We start from the raw sequence: 3,832 nt of genomic DNA on the forward strand, positions 1-3,832 counted from the left end.
GTGCGGCGGTCCGGCCGGTCCGGCGGTCAGAGGTGGCGCGTGGTGTCGATCCCGAGGTTCATCCCCGCCAGTCCGCGCGGCCGGACGGCCAGTCCGTCCGCGATCTCCCTGTACGCCCTGCCGGACGGTGAATCCGGCTCCGCCAGGACGATCGGGGTGCCCTCGTCGCCGTGCTCCCGGACGGCCTGCTCGAGCGGCACCTGGCCGAGCAGGCGCACCGGTGCCCCCACGGAGCGTGAGAGGTTCGCCGCGACCTCGGCCCCACCGCCGGTGCCGAAGACGTCCATGCGGGTGCCGTCGGGGAGTTCGAGCCACGACATGTTCTCGATGACGCCCGCGATCCGCTGACGGGTCTGGAGAGCGATCGACCCCGCCCGCTCGGCCACCTCGGCGGCGGCCTGCTGCGGTGTGGTCACCACGAGGATCTCCGCCGACGGGATGAGTTGGGCGATCGAGATGGCGACGTCACCCGTTCCCGGCGGTAGGTCCATCAGCAGCACGTCGAGGTCGCCCCAGTACACGTCGGCCAGGAACTGCTGGAGGGCGCGGTGCAGCATGGGGCCACGCCACACCACCGGGGTGTTCCCCTTGGTGAACTGGGCGATCGAGATGACCTTGACGTCGTGCGCGACCGGCGGCAGGATCATCTGCTCGACCTGGGTGGGCCGGGCATCGGTGCCCAGCATGCGGGGGATCGAGTGGCCGTAGATGTCCGCGTCGAGGACGCCCACGGACAGTCCACGGGACGCGAGCGCGGTCGCGAGGTTGACCGTGGCGGTGGACTTGCCCACGCCCCCCTTGCCCGAGGCGACCGCGTACACGCGGGTGAGGTTCCCCGGTTGGGCGAACGGGATGACGGGTTCGGCCGCGTCCCCCCGGAGGTGCTTGCGCAGTTCCGTGCGCTGCTCGTCGTTCATCACGTCGAGCTCGACCACGACCTCGCCCACACCGGCGACGTCCGAGACCGCGGTGCGGACCCGGTCGGTGATCGTGTCCCGCATCGGGCACGTGGCCACCGTCAGGTAGATGCCTATCCCGACCCGGCCGGATCCCTCGTCGATGTCGACGCCCTTGACCATGCCGAGCTCCGTGAGCGGCTTTCTGATCTCCGGGTCGTCGACCTTGGCCAGGGCGGCGCGGATCGCTTCTTCGCTGGGTGCACTCATGATGCCCCGAGTCTAGGCGTCGGGGTCCGGGCGGGCGATTCAGGCAGGCGGCGGCACGCAGAACGGTGCGATGCAGGGGAGCTCGAACACCGGGAGCCCGGGTGGGGCCGGCGCGACCTGGGCCGGCGGCGCAGGGGGACGAGGCGCCGGCGCGTTCTCCGGGGACGGCGACGGGGACGGAGACGGCGGCGTGGGTACTGCCGGGGGAGCCGGCGGTGGGGTCACCTCGGTACATCCGGGTACCGGACGGCCGGGCTCGCCCGGCGGCGCGGGCTCCGGTGCCGCGGTGGGCCGACCCTCCCAGCCGTCCGGGCAGTGCTCGGGGGTCTTCGGTGGTTCCACGATCGGCCTGGGCTTGTGGATCTCCGGCAGGTCCGACGGCAACGGGTAGGAGTTGACGGCGTAGCCGTGCGCCCAGGCGTTGACGTTGGCCACGTACGCGAGCGAGTTGTTGTAGGCGAGGACCGCCCGGGTGCGGGCCGCGGGGTCACCCATCGAACCGCCCTGTCCACACAGCAGGGTCGCGGCCGCGAGTGCACCGTCGTAGATGTTGTTGGGGTCGGCCACGCCGTCGCCGTTGCCGTCCCGACCCAGCACCGCCCAGGTGGAGGGGATGAACTGCACGGGGCCGACCGCCCGGTCGAACTCGGTGTCGCCGTCGAACCGCCCGCCGTCGGTGTCGGTGATGACGGCGGTGCCGGGCAGCGAGCCGTCGAGGCGGGGACCGAGGATGCGGCCGATGGTGTTGCCCTGCGCGTCGAAGCGTCCACGGCCCTGGTTGGATTCGACCTGGCCGATGCCCGCGAGAAGTGTCCAGTCCATCTCGCACGCGGGCTTCTCGAGGTTGAGGCGGTCGGTGGCGCGGTGGTAGGCGTCCAGGGCGATGCCGGGGATCCCGAGGGGGCCGTCCGGGATCGTCGCGGGCTCGATGTGTGCGGCGCCGGGGTCCCGGACGTCGCTCGGCGGCGGGTTCTCGGAGGTCGGAGTGGTGGCACCCGCCGCGGTCGTCGTCGGATCCTGGGTGGCGGTCTCGGCCGCCTGGACGATTCCCGAGGCCCCGGTGGGCCGACTGTGGTCCATCGTCAGACTCACGGCGGTGAGCACGCCGATCACGCCCGCGGCGACCGCGGCGCTGGTCAGTGCCCGTCGATCAGTGTTGTGCGCGATCTTGCGCAAAGTTCCCCCTACAACGTCCGGACGGTGTCGCGAGCGGGGTGCGTCGCGGCATCGCTGCCGTGCTGGTCGACGCTACCTCCGGCCCCTGGTGTCTGAATCGCTTTTGCGGCGTTCGGTGTTACCGCCGTCACAATTCTGGTCCGCGAGCAGCGATTCTATGCGCTCGATCGAGCTCCTGAGGTCGTCGAGTTCCCGGCGGAGGTAGTCGCGGGTGACCGTCTCACCCACGGAGAGCCGGACGGAGGCCAGTTCCCGGGCCAGGAACTCGGTGTCCGCCTTGGTCTGGGTGGCCCGCAGCCTGTCCTCCGCGATCGACTCCTTGTCGCGGTCCTCCTGACGGTTCTGGGCCAGGAGGATGAGGGGGGCGGCGTAGGCCGCCTGGGTGGAGAACGCGAGGTTGAGGAGGATGAACGGATAGGGGTCGAAGCGCATCGCCACGACCGTGACGTTGATGAGGATCCAGACGATCACGAGGATCGTCTGGATCAGCAGGTACTGGCCGGTCCCGAAGAACCGGGCGATGGCCTCGCTGTACCGGCCCACCGCGTCCGGGTCGACACTGATGCGGGGCCGCCGCGAGGTGACGGGTGTGGAGAGAGCGGAGCGCGTGCCCGGTTCGGTCACCGACGGACCTCCCTGTGGTCGTGGAGGTCCATGTCACGCCAGTCCTCGGGGAGCAGGTGGTCGAGGAGGTCGTCCACCGCGACCGCCCCCAGGAGATGGCCCTCGTCGTCCACGACGGGACCGCACACGAGGTTATAGGTGGCGAAGAACCTCGTCACCGAGTCCACCGAGTCGGTGGGACGCAGGCTGGACAGGCTGGTGTCCACGGTCTCGGCGACCATCGTCGACGGCAACTCCCGGAGCAGCGCCTGGATGTGGACGCATCCGAGATATTTGCCCGTCGGGGTGGCCGTGGGGGGTCGGACCACGAAGACGAGGCTCGCCAGCGCCGGGCTCAGGTCGGGATTGCGGCAGTGGGCCAGGGCTTCCGCGACTGTCGTCTGGGGGGACAGGATGATGGGTTCCGGCGTCATGAGCCCGCCGGCGGTGTCCGCGTCGAACGTCAACAGGCGGCGGACGGGTGCGGAGCCCTCCGGATGCATGAGTTCGAGGAAGGACTCGGCGTCCTTCTCCGGCATCTCGCCCAGCAGGTCCGCCGCGTCGTCCGGATCCATCGCCTCGAGGACGTCCGCCGCCCGTTCCAGCTCGAGTCGGGTCACGATCTCGGTCTGCTCGTCGTGGGGCAGTTCCTGGAGGATGTCCGCGAGTCGTTCGTCGTCGAGGGTGCGGGCCACCTCGAGCCGACGCACCTCGGGTAGTTCACGCAGGGCGTGCGCGACATCGGCGGGACGGAGATCGGCGTAGTGCTCGACCAGGCTCTCGGCTCCGTGCTCCGGGGTGCCGATGGCGTCGTCGTCGAACCCCTCGATCCGGCTCCAGGGCTGGATCGACACCGGCCCCCGGCGGCCGAGGGGCCCGCGCCCACG

4 protein-coding genes are annotated in these 3,832 nt (G+C 70.8%); all 4 read right to left on the reverse strand.

From position 1 onward, the window contains the following. Positions 1–26 precede the first annotated feature (26 nt). Positions 27–1,166 carry an Mrp/NBP35 family ATP-binding protein gene (locus G6017_RS11410; protein ID WP_179525585.1) on the reverse strand — a complete coding sequence of 380 codons (1,140 nt, stop codon included), beginning with the start codon at positions 1,164–1,166 and terminating at the stop codon, positions 27–29. Positions 1,167–1,205: 39 nt separating this feature from the next. Further along, a complete protein-coding gene (locus G6017_RS11415; RefSeq protein ID WP_182617435.1) occupies positions 1,206–2,342 on the reverse strand; it encodes a lytic transglycosylase domain-containing protein in 1,137 nt (378 codons plus the stop codon). Between the two features lie 72 nt (positions 2,343–2,414). Beyond that, a complete protein-coding gene (locus G6017_RS11420) occupies positions 2,415–2,966 on the reverse strand; it encodes a DUF1003 domain-containing protein (protein ID WP_182610526.1) in 552 nt (183 codons plus the stop codon). Further along, positions 2,963–3,832: magnesium transporter MgtE N-terminal domain-containing protein (locus tag G6017_RS16855; RefSeq protein WP_241731496.1), on the reverse strand; the 870-nt coding region annotated here is incomplete at its 5' end. The genes G6017_RS11420 and G6017_RS16855, both read right to left, overlap by 4 nt.

Origin of the sequence: Dietzia sp. B44, assembly GCF_014145245.1 — a bacterium.
Lineage (GTDB): Bacteria > Actinomycetota > Actinomycetes > Mycobacteriales > Mycobacteriaceae > Dietzia > Dietzia natronolimnaea.